General features: G+C 56.9%; 14 protein-coding genes and 1 pseudogene. 4 read left to right on the top strand and 11 right to left on the bottom strand.

Going from position 1 to position 19279, the window contains the following annotated elements; genetic code table 11:
- Window position 1: 1 nt before the first annotated feature.
- From ACJ77P_RS12415 to ACJ77P_RS12370, 10 genes and pseudogenes are all read right to left on the bottom strand, one after another.
- Complete coding sequence (locus ACJ77P_RS12415) at window positions 2-3673, bottom strand: AAA family ATPase (RefSeq protein WP_408998409.1); 3672 nt, start codon at window positions 3671-3673, stop codon at window positions 2-4.
- Between the two features lie 11 nt (window positions 3674-3684).
- Complete coding sequence (locus ACJ77P_RS12410; protein ID WP_367359971.1) at window positions 3685-4911, bottom strand: exonuclease SbcCD subunit D C-terminal domain-containing protein; 1227 nt, start codon at window positions 4909-4911, stop codon at window positions 3685-3687.
- Window positions 4912-4927: 16 nt separating this feature from the next.
- On the bottom strand, window positions 4928-7036 hold the full coding sequence (locus ACJ77P_RS12405) for a transglycosylase domain-containing protein (RefSeq protein ID WP_408998408.1): 2109 nt from the start codon (window positions 7034-7036) through the stop codon (window positions 4928-4930).
- A 217-nt stretch (window positions 7037-7253) separates the two neighbouring features.
- A complete protein-coding gene (locus tag ACJ77P_RS12400; RefSeq protein WP_408998407.1) occupies window positions 7254-8396 on the bottom strand; it encodes a sensor histidine kinase in 1143 nt (380 codons plus the stop codon).
- A gap of 60 nt (window positions 8397-8456) precedes the next feature.
- Window positions 8457-9452 (bottom strand): sulfurtransferase, encoded by a 996-nt coding sequence (locus ACJ77P_RS12395; protein WP_367359939.1) that lies wholly within the window; start codon window positions 9450-9452, stop codon window positions 8457-8459.
- Between the two features lie 78 nt (window positions 9453-9530).
- Window positions 9531-10139: an FmdE family protein gene (locus ACJ77P_RS12390; RefSeq protein WP_367359938.1), complete on the bottom strand. Its 609-nt coding sequence runs from the start codon at window positions 10137-10139 to the stop codon at window positions 9531-9533.
- 141 nt (window positions 10140-10280) lie between these two features.
- The gene (locus ACJ77P_RS12385; RefSeq protein ID WP_408998406.1) at window positions 10281-11234 is read right to left on the bottom strand and encodes a prenyltransferase; all 954 of its coding nucleotides are present in this window, start codon (window positions 11232-11234) and stop codon (window positions 10281-10283) included.
- A gap of 142 nt (window positions 11235-11376) precedes the next feature.
- The gene (locus tag ACJ77P_RS12380; RefSeq protein ID WP_408998405.1) at window positions 11377-12108 is read right to left on the bottom strand and encodes a Fe-Mn family superoxide dismutase; all 732 of its coding nucleotides are present in this window, start codon (window positions 12106-12108) and stop codon (window positions 11377-11379) included.
- Between the two features lie 142 nt (window positions 12109-12250).
- A pseudogene (locus tag ACJ77P_RS12375) lies at window positions 12251-12580 on the bottom strand (peroxiredoxin family protein); the annotation flags it as partial.
- 12 nt (window positions 12581-12592) lie between these two features.
- Complete coding sequence (locus ACJ77P_RS12370) at window positions 12593-12730, bottom strand: hypothetical protein (protein WP_367359935.1); 138 nt, start codon at window positions 12728-12730, stop codon at window positions 12593-12595.
- 327 nt (window positions 12731-13057) lie between these two features.
- Between ACJ77P_RS12370 and ACJ77P_RS12365 the strand changes: the two genes are divergently transcribed.
- Window positions 13058-13996 (top strand): methyltransferase domain-containing protein, encoded by a 939-nt coding sequence (locus ACJ77P_RS12365; protein ID WP_367359934.1) that lies wholly within the window; start codon window positions 13058-13060, stop codon window positions 13994-13996.
- A gap of 9 nt (window positions 13997-14005) precedes the next feature.
- On the top strand, window positions 14006-16069 hold the full coding sequence (locus tag ACJ77P_RS12360) for a molybdopterin-dependent oxidoreductase (protein ID WP_367359933.1): 2064 nt from the start codon (window positions 14006-14008) through the stop codon (window positions 16067-16069).
- A 25-nt stretch (window positions 16070-16094) separates the two neighbouring features.
- Here ACJ77P_RS12360 and ACJ77P_RS12355 read toward each other — a convergent pair whose 3' ends face one another.
- Window positions 16095-17174, bottom strand: coding sequence for a 3-deoxy-7-phosphoheptulonate synthase (locus tag ACJ77P_RS12355; RefSeq protein WP_408998404.1), 1080 nt, complete (start codon window positions 17172-17174; stop codon window positions 16095-16097).
- Between the two features lie 328 nt (window positions 17175-17502).
- Here ACJ77P_RS12355 and ACJ77P_RS12350 point away from each other — a divergent pair, with 328 nt between their 5' ends.
- Window positions 17503-17802: a hypothetical protein gene (locus ACJ77P_RS12350; protein WP_408998403.1), complete on the top strand. Its 300-nt coding sequence runs from the start codon at window positions 17503-17505 to the stop codon at window positions 17800-17802.
- A 173-nt stretch (window positions 17803-17975) separates the two neighbouring features.
- A complete protein-coding gene (locus ACJ77P_RS12345) occupies window positions 17976-19253 on the top strand; it encodes an alpha/beta hydrolase family protein (RefSeq protein ID WP_367359930.1) in 1278 nt (425 codons plus the stop codon).
- Window positions 19254-19279 lie beyond the last annotated feature (26 nt).

The raw sequence follows: 19279 nt of genomic DNA, 5'->3' as shown, positions 1-19279 counted from the left end.
GTCAGATTCTTTGGCATCCGGGACCGATCAGGGTGCTGCGGCCCCCTGTCCCGGGAATGACCTGGATCTGCGTGCCGATGCGCTCCTTCAACGCCGGGACATGGGAGATGAGGCCGATCAGCTTGCCGTCCTGCCGCAGCCCGGCCAGGGTTTCCAGGGCCGTTTCCAGGGCGTCTTCGTCAAGGGTACCGAAGCCCTCGTCGAGGAAGAGCGAATCGACCCGTACATTCCGGCTGGCCATCGAAGAGAGGCCAAGGGCCAGGGCCAGGCTCACGAGAAAGCTTTCACCGCCGGAGAGATTCTTCGTGGAGCGGATCTCCCCGGCCTGATAATTGTCGATGACATTCAACTCCAGGGGCTGAAACGCATCCCGGATCAGCAGATAGCGGTCCGTCATCTTCCGGAGCTGCCGGTTGGCGTGTTTGGTCATGATCTCGAAGGTCAGGCCCTGGGCAAAATTGCGGAACTTTTTCCCGTCCGCTGAACCGATGAGCTCACGGAGATCATTCCAGCGGGCGCATTCCCGCTTCTGGGCTTCAAGCTTCCCGAGGCGCTCCTGCTGTCTTTCCATCATTTTCTGGTCTTCACTCATCATCTTCAGGATCCCGCCGGTCTCAAGGCCGACCTGCTTCAGGTCCGCCTCACAGGCATTGAGGCTTTCCTGAAGGGTTTCGAGCGGCTGATCGGTGAGGTTCTTCCGGCGCTCGGAGGCGAGGGCCTCCAACCTGTCCCTTCGCCGGGCCTCCAGTTCGGCCCCTTCGAGAACCAGGGCGTTTTCCCTGCGGGCCAGCAGCTCCCGTTCGTCTTCCGGCAGCCTCGCGGCAAGGTATTGCGCCTCCGTTTCGAAGCCCGCCGCTGAAATCCGCTCCGCGAAACCCTGTTCCGCCTTGGCCAGTTCCCTGCTTCTCAGCTCGGTGCCGGTGGTCAGCCGGGAAATCGTATCCTGCAGAGCGCCGATCTCCTTTTCGATTCCGCCCTGCCTTTCCCGAGCCTGCTCCAGCGCTCTGCCGGCGGATTCCAAGGCAGCGGCGAGTTCCTTCTCCGCCCTGTCCGGGTCCTGCTCGCCAAAGATTTCCCGGCGGCCGGCAACCAGCTCGTCGTGCTCACTGCTCTGCTCCCGCCGCTTTTTGCTCCTTGCCGCCAGGTCCTGTTCGAGGCTGGTCAACAGGGCCCGGTTCGTGTCGATCCCGGCCAGCAGTTCAGCGATCTCCCTTTCCAGGGCTTCCTTCCGTTCCTGCCTCGCCTGCCAGGCATCCCGACGCTCCCTCAGAGATTTCAGAATGATGTCCAGATCGGCGGAGCGAATCTCCTGCATGCCGAAGGGTTCGACGTCCTCGATCGCAGCGGTGCGAGCCCTGCAGGCTTCCTCCGCGAGAGCGGCGCATTCTCTGGCGAGCCGCTCATATTCCAGATCGGCTGTCTCCCGCCGATGGCGGCAGTCCTGGAGGGCCTTCCCGGACGTTTCCAGGGCCAGCCTCTTCTCCTTCAGGCTGGTTTGTGCCGCTTTCTCCCTTCCGATCTTTTCCTCGGCGGCGGTAACGATGCGGGAAATTTCGGCAATCTTCCGCCGGGTCTGCTCCATTTCTTCGGAAACTCTTCCGGACCGCCCTTCCGGGACAGACTCGATGTCCAGAGCCCGCAGGATCTGCAGGCACTGTTCTTCATCCCCTTCGCGGAGGGCCGTCCTTTCCTCCAGTTCCCGTCCGGCATGGAACATTTCCGCTTCTGTCCCCGCCCGGCCGGCTTCCAGCTTTCTGAGTTTTTCCAGCACCCCTTTGAGTTCCTTCCTCTTGCTCTTCAGCTTGGCTTCCGTTTCGTTCAGCTGCGGAACATTGCCCCGTGCGTAGGGGTGTTCCGTGGCGCCGCACAGGGGGCAGGGGTTGCCGTCCTCCAGTCTTTTCCTGTCTTCCTCCAGGTCACGGATGCGCGCCAGAAGCGCTGCCCGGATCTCCAGATTTTCAATTTCCGCCTCCAGGAACCTCTTTTCTCCCACAGCCGGTTCGATCTCTCCTTCCAGGACGGTCAGGGCGTCTTTTGCGGCTTCAAGGGCCTTGGACAGGGCTTTCAGCGCCGAGTCCGCCTTTCTGATCCCGTCGATTCTTTCCAGGGACGAGGCCAGCAGACGTTCCCGGTTCATGAGGGCGTCCCTGTCTTCCCGCCACTGGGCCATCTCCCGTCCCTGAAGAAGATCGAAAATCTCCCGTGACAGCAGGGAGGCTTCCTTCTGCCCTTTCTCATAATCCTGTTGCCGTCTGCCGCATTCGCCCTCGCATGCTTCGTATTCCGCCAGGAGCGTCGCTCTCTTGCCGGATGCCGCAATGGCCGCTTCCCGAAGAAGGGAATGCCTGGACTCGATATTCCGGAGGTACTCGAACGAGCGGGCGATGGCGGAAAGGTCCGTCAGCAAAGCGGCGTCGGAAAGGGTTTTTTCTTGAGCGTTCTGGATGCTCTCCAGGTCTGCCTGGCGGCTTTTCCTGTCCCGCTCCGCCGATTCGACGGCAGACACGAACATTCTCTTATGCTGTTCCGTGGCCTCCAGCGCCTTGCCCTGCTCATCGAGCTGCCTTTTCTGCTCGCGAATCCGCGCGTCCAGCTCCCGAGCCTTTTTAATGACCTCCGCTTCCGCCATCTGCCCGGCCTTTGCCTTGACCAACGCGGCTTCAGCGGCCCGGCTGGCGTCCAGCGCAGCACCGCGGATTCGCTCCTTCTGAGGCATCCTGGCCATCGCTTCGGCCAGATCTTCAAGCTCCATCGCCTGCTGACTGCGCAGGGCAAGGACTCCGCGATAGTCACCCTCCAGGATCAGGGCCTTCCGGGCGTGCTCCAGCTTCCTTGCCTCCGGTTCGAATTGCGCACGGCGCTGAACAAAAAGCCCCTGCTTCTGATCCAGTTCGGCCAGTTCCTTCTCGAGGCCCCTGATTCCTTCAAGCCAGAGCAGGGCCCTGCGCATGTGATCGGCCTTTCCGGCAAGCACCTTCTCCCGCTCCTGCTTCTCCTGCAATGAGTTCTGCAGATCCCTCTTTTCCTCGCCGTTCAACAACCGGATTCCCTGGAGTTCAGACTGAAGCAGTTCCAGGGTGCCCCGCTCCTTCGAGTGGCGTTCGTACACTTTTTCAGAGATCCGGCTGTAGATTTCCGTGCCTGTGATCTGTTCCAGAATGGGTGCCCGCCTGTCGGCAGAGGCCTGGAGAAAGGCCGTGAATCCGCCCTGGGCGAGAAGCATGGACCGGGTGAAGCGCTCGTAATCCATTCCCGTGACCTTCTCGATCATCCCGCCCACGGAGGTCATCTTCGATTCCAGGACTTTTCCGGAATCCGCATCGCTGATTTCATGGCGCGCAAGCTGCAACTCTCCGTCGGGCCTTCGTCGGGCGCGGTGCTGGCTCCAGGAACAGCGGTAGCGCCCCTTCTGCGTTTCGAACTGGACCTCGGCCGAACACTCTCCTGCCTGGCGCGACATGATTTCGTTGGTGCTCCTGGTAACCCTGTCCAGGCGGGGGGTCCGGCCATAGAGGCCGAGGCAGATGGCATCCAGAAGCGTGGTCTTCCCCGCTCCGGTGGGACCGGTAATGGCGAAAAGCCCGTCGGAGAGGTAATCCGGGTGGGTAAAATCAATCTCCCACTCGCCGGAGAGAGAATTCAGATTCTTGAACCTTACGCTGAGTATTCTCATCCTCGATCCTTCTATTCTGCCTGCGGGTCTGCCTCCTGCAGGGAGACCAGAATCTCCCTGTAGGCCTCCATCAAAACCACGCACTGTTCCCGGGGGATTTCGTGGGCGTCGAGGCAACGCCTGAACACATCCGTTACGTCAAGGTCATCCAGGCTTTCCTCCCGGTTCTCTGCGCCCAGCGCCTTCTCCATCACCCTGGTGTTTTTGACCCTGAGGATTTCCATGGCCGTTCCCGCAACGGCTTCATCCAACTTCGTCCGCAGAGATGAAGCAATCTCGGATCCTTCGTAGACGACCTCCAGCCAGGCCCGGCTGTCCAGTGCTTTCAATTCGCCGATTTTCCGGGCCAGGGTGCCCCAGTCCCCTCGCAGGGTCTTCAGTTCCTGAAACCGGGGTACAGGAAGCATAGAAACCGCAGGCGCAGCGCCGGAAAAATCCACCAGGGTGACGCTCTTCACCTGATCCGACTCCCCGAACCCGATGGGTAGGGGCGAACCGGAATAGCGGACCCGATCGGAGCCGCTCACCCTCTGGGGGATATGAAGATGGCCCAGGGCCAGATAATCGAGGCTGTCGGGAAAAACATCTCTGCCAACCTGGGCAAGGGAGCCGATATAAAGCTCGCGAACACCGTCGCCGTCAACCGTCTGACCGCCCGCCGCAAAGAGATGGCCCATCGCCACGATGGGAACCGGCTTTCCCAGTTCGGCCCGCCTGCGCTCCGCCGCCTCGCAGACCAGGCGGTAATGACTCCGAATCCCTTCGACGATTTTCCGCTCCTTGTCCCCGGTGCTCTCTCCCGCTTCGGAGGTGCGGAGATCGTGGTCCCGGAGATAGGGAACGGCGCAGACAATCATGGCCGGGCCGCGGTTTCGTCCGGGCAGAACGATCAGCTCCTGCTCCGGCTTACCAGGGGCATATCCGACCACATGAATGTTGAGAAATTTCAGGAGCTCCTTCGGGGCGTTCAGAAAGGAGGGTGAGTCGTGATTCCCGGCTGTGATCACCACGGAACGGCCGGTGGAGGCCGCACGGCAGAGAAACCGGTAATACAGCTCCTGCGCACGGTTGCTTGGCGTGCTGTTGTCGAACACATCCCCGCAGACAAGGAGAGCGTCGATCTCTTCGGCCTCGATCACGTCGGCCAGCCAGTTCAGAAAGGCCTCGTGCTCATCATATCTCCTGCGGCCATAGAGCGTGCGCCCGATGTGCCAGTCGGAGGTGTGGAGGATCTTCATCGTTAAAAAATCCGGATCAGGAATTTTCATGGGGATCGGCGGTCTGCGATCCCTCTCCCTTCGGCAACGGATCGGCGGTCTGCGATCCCTCTCCCTTCGGCAACGGATCGGCGGTCTCCGATCCTTCCCCGCCAGGCAGCGGAGTTGCGGGATCGGCAGGGGCCGGGGTCTCGCCGCCGTGTTGGGGACAGTACGTGGTCGGTTCGGTGCCGGCGATGTAGAATTCCTCTTTCGTTTCCGGGCAGTCCGGCATGGCCAGGAAGCCCGTGGCCGGGTCGATGGATACGGAAACAACCGACTCCGGCCTCTGGAAATCCACCACCGGTTTGGAGGCCAGGGCGGAGCGCATGAAGCTTTCCCATATCGGCGCACAGATGGAACCTCCGGTAAAGCCCGTTCCGCCAGATTGCGGTTTGTCATGGCCCACCCAGATCCCGGTGATGACCTGGGGCGTATAGCCGATAAACCAGGCATCCTGATAGTTGTCGGTGGTGCCGGTCTTTCCGGCCGACGGGCGCTCCCGGTAAAAATTCTTCAAGGTTTTGGCTGTTCCGTAAGTCAGAACGTCTTGCATCATCGAGGTCGTGACGAAGGCGGTGGCGGGGGAGAGCACCGGGGTGACGATGGGTGGATTTTCCGTCCAGGTATTGGAATAGCGATCATAGATCCGGATGATGGTCCGCGCCTCGGCCCGGGAACCGCCGCTGGCCAGCGGTGTGTAGGCCTCCACGAGATCGGTCAGGGTGACTTCCTCCGTCCCCAGGGCCAGGGAGAGGTTGCGTGAGCGCAGCGGAAGCCCCATCTTCTCGGAAAACTCGACAAAATAGGGGATGCCGATGGTTTCGAGAAGCCTTACGGCGATCACGTTGTCCGAGTAGGCCAGGGCCTTCCGCAGGGGGATTTCTCCATAATGCTTATTCCCGTAATTATGGGGTGTCCAGCTTTCATCGGTTCCCCAGGTGTAGGTGACCGGCTCGTCATTCCAGATGCTGCCCGCTGTATACCGCTTTTCCAGGGCGGCGGCATACAGCAGGGGTTTGATCACGGAGCCGGGCTGGCGCCTGGCGTAAAAGGCCCGGTTATAGGGGCTTGAAGAAAAATCGATCCCCCCCGCCACGGCCAGAACATCCCCCGTGCTGGGATCCAGGCACAGCAGGGCGCCCTGAAGATCCGAAGAAATCCTTCTGACGCCTTCACGCAGGACCTGTTCAGCCCGCTTCTGCAGATTCAGGTTCATGGCGGTAATGACTTCCAGTCCCCCTCTCTCGATAATCTCCGCACCATACCGATCGATCAGTTTGCTCCGGACGGCGTCCACATAGTATGAGGGTTCTCCCTTGCTGATGGGGGATATGGAAGCGGCCATCAGTTTCTGCTTTTTCTGGGGGGAGATCATTTTGAGCTCCTCCATCCGGCTGATGACCAGGTTCCTCCGGTTCCTGACCACAGAGGGTGTCCCCGAAGGATTGTATCGGTTCGGAGCCTTGGGGACGCCTGCAAGCAGGGCGCATTCAGCCTCCGTCAGATTCTGGGGGGATTTGTCAAAATAGATACGGGCGGCCTGGGCAATCCCCCAGGCTCCGTTTCCGTAGTAGATTTCGTTCAGGTACATCTCCAGGATCTGTTTTTTGCTGTACTTTCGTTCATATTCCATGGCCAGAAGACCTTCCTTGATTTTTCTGTCCAGGGTCTTCTGTCCGGAGAGATGCCGGTTTTTGATGAGCTGTTGAGTAATCGTCGATCCGCCTTCAGCGAGCTTCCCCTTGGCAACGTCCTTCACCAGGGCCCGGGCGATTCCGCGGATGTCAATGCCCGGATGGTCGTAAAAGCGGGAATCTTCGATGGCCACCACGGCCTTCTGCAGGAACGGGTTAATCCGGTCGATGGGGACCCAGTATCGCTTTCTGGGAAGGATCCTCCCCACAAAACATCCCTTGTTGTCAAAGATCTTAATGGAGGAGTAGTGGCTGGGCAGGATCGGGTAAGTTCCCAGTTTTTCTGCCGCTTTTGCCGGGAAGGCCAGGACGGATACCAGGAGACATCCTGAAAAAACAAGGGTAAGATATTTCTTGCAAGTTTTTGAAGAAAAGAAAGCCGACAAAAAATCACCTCGAAGTAAAATCATGTAATGTGCCTTCAAACCAGCCAATGGCCTCGTATCTGTTCAGGCAAAATCACGAATGCCGGGATTATCATGCTTTCTTAAGGATTTCCCGGGCGCCGGCCGGATGTGCTGCAGATGTTTTGCGTCGGGCAAGACTTGTATCACACCTGGAAAAAGATCACCATGGGGGTAATCTCCTTCCCGTAAATTTTCCTTCTCGGGGCTTGGTCTTTTCGGATTATTTCAGAGGAGAGGTGAACTCCTGCAGGGGAAGGGAACAGGTAAAGACGGTGCCTTGTTCCCGGGATGTCGAAAACGTCACCTGACCGCCCAGGATCTTTTCTCCGAAGAGTTTCATGGAAAAGGTGCCGATCCCTCTTCCGGCCTGCCCTTTCGTACTGAAATTCCGCTGAAAAATTCTAAGAGCTATGGCCTGAGGGATTTCCTCCGCGTTCCACACCATGAAAGACAACAGACTTCCCTTCCGCTCGCTCCAGATTCGGATAACGCCTTCTTTTCCCGTGGCTTCCAGGGCATTGATCACCATGTTGCACAGAACGCGCAACAGCAAAGAGAGCTCCGTGTTGACCGACACGGCTGGACAATCTTCACAAAATTCGATTTTCTTCCTCTGCACGGCCGGATGGCTGGCGAAAATGGCGCGAAGCTCCGCAAGAACCTGCTTCGGTGTAACAGAGTGCCTTACGGTCTGATATGTGAACGAACCGTTCTGAGACAGGCAGCGCTGAGCGGCTACCTCCGCTTGAAGCCGCAGCGATGCTTCATAGATATTCATGGCAAGGACCGAGGGACTGTCCTGAATGAGAAGTTCACTCGCCCATACCAGAGAGGATAACATATTGTTGACATCATGGAAGAAGGTCCTTTCCAGAGCCGCCCTTTGCTGCTCTTTGGTCATGTCTTGAAGGAACAGTAACAGAAACGTTTTACCATCGATTTTTGTCGGATATGAACGCACCAGCAGGGCGATGTCCACCACCTTGCCGCCCTTTTCCGCCGAAAGGGCGCACATTCTCTCTACAGGCCTGTCCCGTGTCAGGCTGGACACGATGGCAACGGCGGCGCCGCAGGTCGGACAGAATTTCGTGGTGCCGCATCCCCCAGGCTCATCATGGGCATGAATGCACTCCATGGCCTCGCCAAGACGCAGACCGAAGGCCTGTTGCGCATCCTGAATGCCCAGCATCTGCATAAAGGTGTCGTTCAATGCCACCAACTGGCGATGCTCATTCAGAACGGCCAGCAGGCCGCTTACTGAGCACAGCAATCCTTCCATGACAGGATTGCGGCAAACGATTCCAATTTCCGCATTCAGCTCGTCATCCTTTGATTTTTCGGCAGGAGCAAAATAGGTATCCATGGACTCTTCTCCTCCGGGGCATCGCTCTTTGTTCAATTTCCGGCAGATTGCGGGTCTTCCTCAAGCCTCATTCAGGAGATCTTTTGCATAACTTCCAGCGAGTTGATCCTGTCCGGGCTTTCCCGTTTCCTTTGGAAAGGATGCCTGACGTGACCACTCGTTCCAGCCGGAGAAATACATCTTTGCCGAATAAAATCCGGCCAGGTGCAGAGCCAGGAGCACAGCACTCGAGCGGGCCCCTTTGAAGCAATAAACGATGATCTCGTCCCCAGGCGAGAGCCCCGCTGACTTAAAAAGCCGCTGCAGGTCGGTTCGCGATTTGAAGAATCCCGTTCCAGCACCCTCTCGCTCAAACACATCAGTCCAGGGAAGTCCGATGGCACTGGGGATTCTGCCCGGGTCCAGAATGACCTCCCGTGGCGGAGTTCCTTCCCGGATCAGATAGGGCGCAGCGGCTGCGCCTAAAAATTCCGGCGCATTTCGAACGTCGAGAAACTTTGCGCCCCGGTTCAACGCTGCAAGCGTTTCTCTCAATGACAGAAACCGGCTCCTGCCGGCACCGGTGTTGATGACTAATTTGGGCGCCGGATTTGAGCAAGCCTCTCCATGTGCCGGCGGAAAGCCCTGTTGCTTCCATTGGAAATTTCCACCGTCAAGAATGTGCATGATCTCCGGGGGGAATCCCGCGTGCTCAGCCATATAGAATGCGCGGCAGGACCGTCCGAATCCCGAAGACGGAAGCTGTTCGGTGAAGACGATTTGACGGCTTCCGTCGATGCCGCAAGCGAGCATTTCGTCCAGGATCACCTGACGCATAAGTTCCAGTCCGCTGTCACCCCCAACGGAGCGATGATTCCAGAAGGCGGGAATATTGCAGGCCCCTGGAATGTGCAGTTTACGGAAATCCACCGGGTCTGAAACATCGACGACAGCTGTTTCGTCTAACCTTTCTGCAAGCTCGGCAGGCGAGAGAAGGATCTTTTCCGCATAACTCTGCTGAGCTTTCGAAGAGCCAAGGGGCCCGTATTCTCGTTCCTGATCGTTCATCTTACCCATAGCTGTCAAACCTCCTTAACGTCGTTTCCTTTGAAGGTTCGGAGTTCTGAAAATGCCGCAACGTAAAAACGTGGGCTTTTACCTCTTCTGAGAGCAGGGGATGCAGATCAGCCCTTCTGGAGCAGCCAGCATCTTAGAGATCATGGTCATCTCGCCGCAAAGGACGCAGGGTTCGGATGGTTCAATGGGTGCGTAACGGGGTTCTTCGTAGGGAATTTCAGTGGTTGTGAAAATTTCTTTGAAATCCCGCTGCAGGAGATCCTCCACCTTCAACTGTTTCAAAAGACCTTGGTCGCTCTCAGATGCCGTGCCATCGGTTGCGGCAGCATCCAACCGCTCAAAGGTTTTCTTGTCATTCCCTGAATATTCATAATGAACTTTCCGAACGAATCGGTAAGCCTTCTTTTTAGCGCGACTCAAAACCGTAAAGGCGTTCTTTCCAAAATCCCGAAAAATCAGATTACCTTTTCCCAGGCTTGTTCCGAGCAGGACCTGAAGGGCATCCACGGCGCAGGAATCGTTTTCACAGACGGCAACAATTTCTTCATCTCCAGAGCGCTCCAGGTTCATCCGTCTCATCGCTTCTTTTGCGATCAGATAGCCATAGACCAAGCCGGGACAAAGGTGTCCGTGAAATTCCACGCATCGGGCGAGATCTTCCGGGATGCTGGGTATCTTGTTTGTCATCGAAATATGCCCGTTCATATATTGTGTAATTTTTATCGAAATATCATTGATAAAGCAAGGAATTAAAAGGACTTGCCTTTTTCCTGTCCGGAGCGTCTCTGCGTTTGCCAAACCCCATTTGCCTTTTCATCTCCCATGTCCTCATCCCGTAAATCCATGGATAAGATATCCCGTGATCAGCGTAACGCCCGTGATCAGGTATACCTTGATGATGGCGAGGTTTGCGGGGGCCATCTTCAATCGGTCCAGGTAGGAATCCCGCAGGAGTTTTACCGAATGCAGGGCCGGCGGCAGTGCCGCGAGTCCCAGCAGAACCGGCAGTGGTGCCAACCCGAAGAGGACCGAGCCGACAAGGATTCCGAAGGCGCAGAAGAGCCCGGCTTCATAAAGCAGGACCCCGGTCCTGCGGCCGAAGCGAGCGACAAGGTTCATCTTGCCGCTCCGGCGGTCCTCGTCGTAATCGGGGATCTCGTTGATGACGATCATGGACCACATGAGAAAACCGGGAACAAGGGAAACGATCAGCGGCTCCAAGTCCAGCGTCCCGCGCTGGACATAATAGGACCCCAGAACAAGGACGGGCCCAAAGTTGAGGAGGAGGCCTAGTTCCCCGAATCCCCGGTACGCGAACCTCACGGGGGGCACGGTGTAGAAAATCGACGACAGGATTCCGATGGCCCCGATGGCGACCACGGGAAACCCCTTTTCGTATCCGAGGTAGATCCAGGTAGCGATTGTGAAGGCGTAGCAGGCGAAGACGCCTCCCATCAACTCCGTCACGGAAAGGAGCCCGTCGGTGAGCACGCCGCTGCCGCCGGTGTAGGGGTTCTTTTCGTCGCCCCAGGGTTGGTCGACGGCGTGGAGATAATCGAGAACGTCATCGAGCATGTTGAGGCCGAAGTGATGGATGGTGACCGCTGCAAAAACGAGAAGGAAGGCAGCGGGATCGAAAACCGAATAGCGCGCCCAGGCAATGGCGGCGGCAAGGGTGACCGGGATGAAGCTGGGAGGGACAAAGGGGAGACGGACGGCCTGGATCCAGGCTGCGATGCTTCCCTTTCCAGCCCTGCCCGATGTTCTGATCCTGAGGCGCATCGGCCTTCTCCAGAGTGCCCCTGCGGGCCGTCTTGAAACAGGCAGAAGAAGACGGAGGTGCCGATCTCCATTCCACGCGATAGTGAACACCGGAGACGGCGATCGGCACCTTTGACATGACCTTGACGTGGCGCAGAATCGCTTACGCGGGCAGGTTCTTCTCTGCGAAATCCCAGTTGATGATCTTCTCCAGGACGGCCGACACATAATCCGCACGCCTGTTCTGGTAATCGAGATAATAGGCATGCTCCCACACATCGATGACCAGAAGCGGTTTCATGCACTTCTCCAGGGGGGTATCGGCATTGGCGGTCTTGATCACCCGGAGTTTCTGCCCATCCCGCACCAGCCATGCCCATCCGCTGCCGAATTGCGTCATCGCGGCCGTTGCCAGTTCCTTTTTACAGGCTTCCATGCTGCCGAAAGACGCCTCGATCTGTTTTTTCAGGGCAGCGGGCGGTTCGCCTCCACCGTTCGGCTTCAGGCATTGCCAGTAAAAGGTGTGGTTCCAGCTCTGAGCTGCATTATTGAAGATCGCAATCTTATCAGGCTTTCCGGCAGTGGCGGTGATGATTTTTTCCAGGGAGAGATCGGCAAATTCCGTATTTGAAATCAGCTTGTTCAGGTTGTCTATGTACCCCTTATGGTGTTTCCCGTGGTGAAACCCGAGGGTCCTGGCTGAGATATAAGGCTCCAGGGCGTGTTCCGGGTAGGGAAGTGCCGGGAGGACATGGCCTCCTGCCGCCTGGGCGCTTCCAACGAGCTTGCCGAAGGGGATTCCGGCGGAAAGAAATACAGCGGCACCCGTTGACAGGGCAAGAAAATCACGACGGCTGAGCGAGGAAACCCCACCTGTTTCAGTGTTTGTGTTCATAGGACCTCCTTTTTCAAAGACGTTTAAAAGAGCTCAATCTCACAAAACATGTCACCCCTGCCATGTCCGTACATGTCCTTAACGGCGGAGGACTTTCCCCGATTCCTCCCGCTCTGCTCAATTCCACCCTGCAGAAGCGACGTCATGCCATGGCGGCAAGCTGATCCAGAATCGCCAGAATCTCTTTATTTTCCGGTATATCGGACATGGAACTGCCGTAATGGGCATAGCGGATCAACCCCCTCTTGTCGATGACCAGCTGCGCGGGCAGGCGACCCAGCTTCAGCAGCTTTACCTGCTGGCCGTAGCGCCTGGACACGGAATGGTCCGGGTCCGGCAGCCCAATAAAGGGCATGTCGTGGCTGCGCCACCACTCTGCAAAAGGTTCCGGCTTTTCGGGGCCGATTGCGATGACTTCGGCATCCCGTTTTAGAAACTCTTGATAATCCCTGCGCAACTGCGCCATATGCCTTCGGCAGAACGGTCAGAGAAACCCGCGGTTGAAGATCAGAACGACATTTCTTCTCCCCTGGTAGCTGGAGAGCCGAATCTGCCGGCCTTCGCTGTCCGTCAGCTCGAAATCGGGCGCGGATCTGTACTCGGCAACATCGTTTTCCGTCATGAACAATCCTTTTTCTGTCCAGCTGTCGAAAACCGGCCTTATCTTTTCTAAGTTGCGGCCCACAATATTATGAACGATGATTTCTGAGAGTCAAGGGGAGAATGAAGGCCGGACGAAGGCGCATTTTCCGCCGGGATACCTCAGGCGTGTCGTCTGGAAACCCTCTGTGAGGATGAGCGCTCAGAGGTGCCTCTTTCGGCGGAACCCGGTGCCGGTTTCGCGATATTCGGCCGTTGAGTCTCTTTTAAATTGACATCCGGTGCGTTTCCAATTATTTTTTTGTACGGTGATATCAGGAGAAAATTCGTCTTTTTTCAAAGGGGAAATATGAAAAAGAAACTTGTTGAACTGTTGGTCTGTCCGCACTGCCTGCCCGAGGAATACCCTCTGGCCGCCGACATCCTCCAGGAATCAGATGGCGATATCGAAACCGGCACCCTGAAGTGCCCGCAATGCGCCGCCCGGTTTCCCATAACCGAAGGTGTGGCCCTTCTCGATCCCTTTGGCACCGACGAGCAGATAACAGCGAACAAATACGAGACGGATGAAGTGGTTTCCTCATACCTGTGGAGCCATTACGGGGAGTTGCTGGGCGATGAGCAGGCGTCACAGGCCTATCGTGTCTGGGCGGAGCAGATAACGGCTCAGGAGGGAATCGCCCTGGACGCCGGCGCCGCGGTAGGCAGATATGCCTTTGAGACAGCGGCCTGCTGTGATTTTGTCATCGGCGTGGACACCTCCCGCGCGTTCATCCGTGTGGCACGCCGGCTGATGCGGGAGCGCCGCCTCGTGGTTCCATTGAAGGACGAAGGTCTGCTGCGCAGGGAAGTGACGGTGTGCCTTCCCGAGACATGGCGGAGCGAGAAGGTGGAGTTTCTGGTGGCCAATGCCCTGGCCCTGCCATTCAGGAAAAAGACTTTTTCCCTCTTCTCTTCTCTCAACCTGGTGGACAAGGTCCCGTCACCGATGGGGCACCTCCGGGAAATGAACCGGGTTACAAGGGACAGCAACGCCCAGTTTTTGCTCTCCGATCCCTTCTCCTGGTCCACCGATGTCGCACCCGTCGAGGAGTGGCTGGGCGGCAAGCCGGAGGGCCGTTATGCGGGGAGGGGGCTGGCCAATATTTCGGCGCTGCTTTCCGACAGCCGGGGCGAACTGGTTCCGGCCTGGCAGGTGAGCGTACCCGGTGAGGTGTGGTGGAAAATCCGAACCCACAGCAATCATTACGAACTGATCCGCAGCCGCTACATTCATGCCTGCCGATAGGAGGAGCCCATGAAATTTGATTCCGTCTGCCGCCTCTGTTCTTCCTGCTGTCCGATTGAGGCTGAAGTGAGGGATGGCCGCCTGGTTTCAGCACAGCGAAAATCCTTCCTTGCCCCTGAAAAGCGGCTGTCCTGTCCCAAACTGGCCGCCGCTCCGGACATTGTCTATTCCCCCCGGCGCCTGATGAAACCGCTGATCAGAAAGGAGGACGGCTCGGATTTCCGCGAGGCCGACTGGGATGAGGCCCTGGATTGGGTTGTCGCCCGGTTTCTCCATCATCGCGAAAAATCCGGGGCCCAGTCGGTTGCATGGCTGCGGGGTATGGCTGCCGACTGGGGCGCTCCCTGGGATTATCCCAACCGGCTTATGCATGCCTTCGGTTCCCCCAATACGATCGGCAACGGGTCCATCTGCTTTGTGGGGCGCGAATTCGCGCACTCTTACACCTACGGCTCCATGGCCTTTCCTGAGGCCAGGAATGCCCGGTTCATTATCGTCTGGGGAAAGAACGACGGAAATACGGCGCTGGGTGCGGCCGAGGCCGTCTCGTATGCCAGGGAGCAGGGGGCGACACTGGTTGTCATCGATCCCGTTCAGACCGCTCTTGCCCGCCAGGCGGACATCTGGCTGCAGATTAAGCCGGGGCACGACGGCCTGCTTGCCATGGCGATGATCCATCAGATCATTGAGGAAAAACTCTACGATGCCGAGTTTGTTGAACGGTATACGATCGGCTTTGAGCAGCTCAAGGAGGCTGCCGCCCGATATCCCGCCGAGGAGGTTGCCGGAAGAACCTGGCTTGCGGCGGATCAGATCAGGCAGCTGGCCCGCCTCTATGCCACCACCAAGCCGGCATGCATCATCGACGGCAACGGTCTGGACATGCACCGCGAGGTCTTCGACACCACCCGGGCGATTGCCATGCTTCGGGCCTTGACGGGAAATCTGGACAAACCGGGCGGCGACGTGCTGCCCCAGCCGATTCCACTGCGCAACCTTCAGTTGAAGGACCGGCTTCCCGCCGATTCGGTCCCCATCACCTGCGACTACCCCCTCTTCAACTCCTTCAGCGAGACCTGGGGCAACCAGGTCCAGGGATGCCTGGTTGACGCCATTCTCGAGGAAACGCCCTACCCGGTGAAGATGGTCGTGGTCCAGACCGGCAATCCCGTGGTGACCATGGCCGATTCGACGCGGACCCGGGAAGCCTTTTGCAAGTTGGAAACCCTGGTGGTGATCGAGATGTTCATGACCGAGACGGCCAGGCTGGCCGACGTGATTCTCCCGGCTGCCAGCTGCTTCGAGACAACGCAGCTCAACCGTTTCTCCATCCGCAACAACCCCATGTATCTTCAGGATGCCGTCATACCGCCGGTGGGAGATACCTGGCCGAACTGGCGGATCGTTTTTGAACTGGGCCGCAGGCTCGGCTTTGCCGAAGAATTTCCATGGCAGACTGCCGAGGAGGCCATCGATTACCAATTGGGTCCTGCGGGGGTCACGGCGGAGAAGTTGCGCCAGAACGGCAACGGCCTGCGGATTGAGGAGCTGCGCTACGAAAAATACCGGGAGCAGCCCTTTAAAACCCCTTCAGGCAAGGTCGAATTTTTCTCCCGGCGGCTTGCGGAGGCCGGTTTGCCGGGCGTTCCCTTTGCGGAGGGCCTTGGTGACGACCCGATCAGCTTCGCCGATCAGAGCGATTCGTATCCGGTGCTCGGAATCAGCGGCAGCCGCAACATCCGCTTTACAAACTCGCAGTTTTTCAACATTCCCTCCCTGCTCCAGGGGGGGGCGGGCTGCGTCGTCGACATCCATCCCGAGGACGCCCGGCATTATGATCTGCAGGAGGGGGACCGGGTGAGGATTGAATCGCCGAAGGGAGGCATTGAAATGGCGGCCAGAATTTCCGCGACGGTTCGCCCCGGCACCGTGCGCATCGCCTGGGGATGGGGGAACTACGACCCGCTCAGCAACCTGAACACCCTCACGGAAGACGACCGGCGGGGACGGGTAACCGGAACCTCCACCAGCAGAAGTTTCATGTGCCGGTTGAGCAAGGTGCAGAAAAAGTAGTTCCGGCGCCTTTTCCCGTTTGTTTTTAAGAAGGGGAATGCAGGAGAGGTCGCCCGCCGCAGGCCTTCAACCGAGCCTGCGCCTGGCGGAGCATTTTCTCTGTCGTTTGCCAGTCAACGCAGGGATCGGTGATGGAGACGCCGTATTTCAGAAGGGAAAGATCTTTGGGAATCGGCTGATTTCCCGCTTCCAGGTTGCTTTCGATCATGATTCCGCAGAGGCTTCCCTGGCCCGATTCAATTTGCGACAGGATGTGATCGAGCACCAGGGGCTGCTTGGTGTAGTCCTTCGCAGAATTTGCATGGCTGCAGTCCACCATGATGTTCAGCGGAAGGTGCGACTTCTTCAGCAGATCCGCCGTTCTCGCGATGTCTTCAGGCATGTAATTCGGCTTTCTCGATCCTCCACGGAGAACGATGTGGAGATCGGGATTACCTGTTGTCTGCAGGATGGCGGTTTTTCCGTCCTTGTTGATGCCGAGAAAACTGTGGGGATGGAGCGCCGACCTGATGGCGTCCACGGCGATCTGAAGATTGCCGTCGGTTCCGTTCTTGAAGCCGATAGGGAAGGAAAGCCCGCTGGCCATTTCACGGTGAGGCTGGGATTCCGTCGTGCGTGCGCCGATGGCCCCCCAGCTGAGAAGATCGGCCAGATATTCGGGAGTGATGGGGTCAAGCACCTCCGTTGCGATGGGCAGCTTCTTCGCGGTGATGTCGCAAAGAAGGCTTCGCGCGATGCCCAGGCCTTTTGAGATCTGGTGCGTGCCGTTCATGTCGGGATCGTTGATCAAGCCCTTCCAGCCGATGGTCGTGCGCGGTTTCTCAAAATAGACGCGCATGATGAGAAAAAGCTGATCCTCCAACTCCCGGGAGAGAGCGGCGAGCCGGTCGGCATATTCGAGGGCGGCCCTCGGATCGTGAATCGAGCAGGGACCCACGATTACCATCAGGCGCGGGTCCAGGCCATTCAGAATGTTGATGATATGCTGACGGCTTTGTGTGACAAATAGCCCCGCAGCGGCGGAGACCGGAAACACCTGCCGGAGGTCCTTCGGCGCGATGACGGGCGTAATACGTTCTATCTTAAGGTTATTGGTCTTGATCATGGGTTTTGTTTATTTTCGAACCTGCTATTTTAAGGTGGGGATTTGGGAGGCAAAACGTGTTAAAAAGTTCAAAGAAAACCTTTTCCATCGCCTCCTTATGAGCTTTCCTTCTATTCAATTAAGGGGGGTTTGTCAATGGTCAATCCATAGAAATGCTTGAAACCGGGATGGTAAACTCCATGCCTCACAGGGACTCGGATTGATTCAGTCATGACAGGATGGAACATCAAAGGCATCTTCTAAAAAGGGCATGGCAGGCAAATGGCACGAAAAGACGGAGGGGATGGACGGACACGCTGTGAACATCAAGAAACAGGAGGGACGGAAAATGACGTTACAATCATTGTTTCGGATAGAAGTTCTGGATGGAGGGGTGAAGGTGACCCCATCGGAACTGCTTTCATCCATGCCGAGAGAGCAACAGATTGCCACAATTAAGGAGCAAATACGTAATCGTGAAGCAGCTCTGCAAAAGATCAATAATCCAACGGAGGCAAATACGGGAGAGCCGGAGGCATCCGGTCATCATCGGGATGAGGATAAGCGTGAGCTTGAGGTTGCGATTGTGATCTTGAAAAATTTCCTGAAAAGGCTTCTGGAGTCCCATTGGGAAGTTTTAAAACCTTGAAAATTAAAATCGGTTTTTTTCTCAAAAAAGTTTTCCTCAAACCTTATGATGAAAATTGTTATTGAAAAATAAATGTATTAAGGGATCAAATATTTGTTTTTGAAGATGATTTTCATATAACCAACAGGTTTCCATCACATCCTTATTTTCGAGTGTTGTCAAATTGGAGGTTAATGATGGACAGGGTAGACTTGAAATCTTTCATTCTTAATGAAGCATTAAGATTGCGGATCCGGCTTTGCCCATCAACCGGACGTGGTGTGGCTCCATTTAACCGGATTGCCATATCGTTACTGCTTTCTTTCTACCTGGCCTTTCTGGTCCTTCCCGTGGCCCTCGCTGAAGTGCCGGATCGACTCTCTGATGAAGCTGGACAGATCGTATTGAAGCAACATGATCGCGATGGCGTCATTATTGGCGAGTATTACCAATATCTTCCTGCCGGATCGAGCGCCGACTACCGCATACCCATGCCAATCGGAAGCAAACCATTGACAATGGTTGTCCTTGTGCATGGGTCAATAAACAGTGACCAGGGGGCCAGAACGGCGGCGCTGAATTATTTGAACAGGTATAAAGCGGATGCTGATTCGCAGTGGTTTGCCGTGATCGCGCCGGTCTTTAATCAAACAGACTTTGGGGGTGATTCTGGTCCGCTGGGTGGTTATCGCGGCATGATCGGTCGACATCGAAGCGGTGTCGAACCCCGGGTGAGCGATGCAGACGGGTTCGTAAACGCAATTCTTGACGCCTATCAACACAAGCATCCCGAGATCTTCAGCAGGAAGGCCCTCTTCTATGGACACTCTGCCGGGGGCCAATTCCTGAGTCGCTACCTGGTTACGCACCCTGACCGTGTGGCCGCGATGGTGATCAGTTCAGCAGGTACCTACCCCTTCCCCGACCGCTCGATCAGGTGGACAGACGGCATGGATTCTATGAGGCGGTACACCATTTCGTGGGGTTCAGATCGCGATTTCGAATTCTATCCTTCAGAAAGTCTGTTCAAGCGCGCTGCTCGCCTTCCTGTAACCGTCATGGTCGGGGACAGCGAGGACTGCACCATCATTCCCAATGCGAGCCTCACTCCCGGATATGATGACGGAAGCAACGGCGTTGGACCTTGCTGTCCAGAGGGAGGACTAAACTTAATATGGTATAGCGGAACCGGTTTTGCCGTGAGTATCGGTCCTTGCCGGAAACGTCCCGAATGGTCTCCGACCGGCGCCGGAACAAATCATATGCGGGGCAGACTATGGGTTCAGGCGATGCAGGATTTCGCCGGCCTGCGCCCTTCCGATCAAAGAATCGAATTTGAGTCCCCGCACAACGTAAGACATTCTTCTGCCCAGACCCAACCCTTAGCTCTACCTATTCTCATGAGCAGCAAGCCATCAAAATTCAACATAGATTGGCTTTGTTCCACCATGGCGCCCGTGCTGATTCGTTAAAATAGGAACAATAAAACAACGAAATG

Source organism: Syntrophus buswellii (genome assembly GCF_046097065.1).
Lineage (GTDB): Bacteria > Desulfobacterota > Syntrophia > Syntrophales > Syntrophaceae > Syntrophus > Syntrophus buswellii.
The sequence above is the reverse complement of the archived record's forward strand: the minus strand, read 5'-3'. Positions and strand labels throughout refer to the sequence as shown.

Bases quoted from the DNA above. Each gene is read 5' to 3' on its own strand.
- ACJ77P_RS12415 (WP_408998409.1), bottom strand. From the start codon at position 3,673: ATGAGAATACTCAGCGTAAGGTTCAAGAATCTGAATTCTCTCTCCGGC.
- ACJ77P_RS12410 (WP_367359971.1), bottom strand. From the start codon at position 4,911: ATGAAGATCCTCCACACCTCCGACTGGCACATCGGGCGCACGCTCTAT.
- ACJ77P_RS12405 (WP_408998408.1), bottom strand. From the start codon at position 7,036: ATGATTTTACTTCGAGGTGATTTTTTGTCGGCTTTCTTTTCTTCAAAA.
- ACJ77P_RS12400 (WP_408998407.1), bottom strand. From the start codon at position 8,396: ATGGATACCTATTTTGCTCCTGCCGAAAAATCAAAGGATGACGAGCTG.
- ACJ77P_RS12395 (WP_367359939.1), bottom strand. From the start codon at position 9,452: ATGGGTAAGATGAACGATCAGGAACGAGAATACGGGCCCCTTGGCTCT.
- ACJ77P_RS12390 (WP_367359938.1), bottom strand. From the start codon at position 10,139: ATGACAAACAAGATACCCAGCATCCCGGAAGATCTCGCCCGATGCGTG.
- ACJ77P_RS12385 (WP_408998406.1), bottom strand. From the start codon at position 11,234: ATGCGCCTCAGGATCAGAACATCGGGCAGGGCTGGAAAGGGAAGCATC.
- ACJ77P_RS12380 (WP_408998405.1), bottom strand. From the start codon at position 12,108: ATGAACACAAACACTGAAACAGGTGGGGTTTCCTCGCTCAGCCGTCGT.
- ACJ77P_RS12370 (WP_367359935.1), bottom strand. From the start codon at position 12,730: ATGACGGAAAACGATGTTGCCGAGTACAGATCCGCGCCCGATTTCGAG.
- ACJ77P_RS12365 (WP_367359934.1), top strand. From the start codon at position 13,058: ATGAAAAAGAAACTTGTTGAACTGTTGGTCTGTCCGCACTGCCTGCCC.
- ACJ77P_RS12360 (WP_367359933.1), top strand. From the start codon at position 14,006: ATGAAATTTGATTCCGTCTGCCGCCTCTGTTCTTCCTGCTGTCCGATT.
- ACJ77P_RS12355 (WP_408998404.1), bottom strand. From the start codon at position 17,174: ATGATCAAGACCAATAACCTTAAGATAGAACGTATTACGCCCGTCATC.
- ACJ77P_RS12350 (WP_408998403.1), top strand. From the start codon at position 17,503: ATGACGTTACAATCATTGTTTCGGATAGAAGTTCTGGATGGAGGGGTG.
- ACJ77P_RS12345 (WP_367359930.1), top strand. From the start codon at position 17,976: ATGATGGACAGGGTAGACTTGAAATCTTTCATTCTTAATGAAGCATTA.